Source organism: Colwellia sp. TT2012 (assembly GCF_001440345.1).
Lineage (GTDB): Bacteria > Pseudomonadota > Gammaproteobacteria > Enterobacterales > Alteromonadaceae > Colwellia.
The window spans coordinates 1-760 of the sequence record NZ_LJYX01000162.1; the positions used below are offsets into that span (position 1 = coordinate 1).

Annotated in this window: 1 protein-coding gene; it reads right to left on the bottom strand. The window is 54.5% G+C overall.

The window, feature by feature from the left end; all coding sequences use genetic code 11:
* Positions 1 to 112: 112 nt before the first annotated feature.
* The coding region (locus ASU03_RS19320; RefSeq protein ID WP_057833301.1) for an IS3 family transposase at positions 113 to 760 on the bottom strand (648 nt) is incomplete at its 5' end.

A 760-nucleotide genomic window follows, 5' to 3' on the forward strand; every position in this document is an offset into this window, starting at 1 on the left:
AATGTACCGGCGACCCCCGAGTTCCACCCTCTTCCCCTCCACGACCCTCTTCCGATCTAATCTGAATACGGAAACACGGCCAAATGGACGGCCCCCGAAAAGTTGGACAGTTTCAGCTAGCAGCCTCAGCAGCATGAGTCCTGTATTTCACAGGGCTCATGCCATTGAGCTTTAGCTTGATGCGGTCATGGTTGTAGTAGTGGATGTACTCGTCCAGACCGGCTTTCAGTTCCTCAGCGCTCTCGAAACGCTTCAGGTAGAAAAACTCGGACTTAAGCGTACCAAAAAAGCTCTCCATTGCCGCATTGTCCAGGCAGTTTCCTTTGCGTGACATACTCTGCTTCAGCCCTTGCTCTGCCAGCTTGTGGCGGTACTGCGAGTGCTGGTAATGCCAGCCTTGATCCGAGTGAAGCACCAGTTTCGGCTTGTTTTCCAGGCGCTTGAAGGCCTTGTCCAACATGTTGGTGACCAGCCCAAGGCACGGCCTGCTGGCCACTTCGTATGCCACAATTTCGGCGTTGTACAAGTCCATCACGGAAGAGAGATAGACCTTTTTCTGAGCCACTTTGAACTCGGTCACATCGGTCACCCACTTCTGATTCGGGCGCTGCGCGAGGAAGTTTCGCTCCAGCAGGTTGGGCGCGATGAGGCCGACGACGCCCTTGTACGACCGGTACTTTTTGGGCCGTACGAGTGAGCGAAGATCAAGCGCGGCCATCAAGCGTTCTACGACCTTCTTGTTAACTAAGGTGCCGGCGTT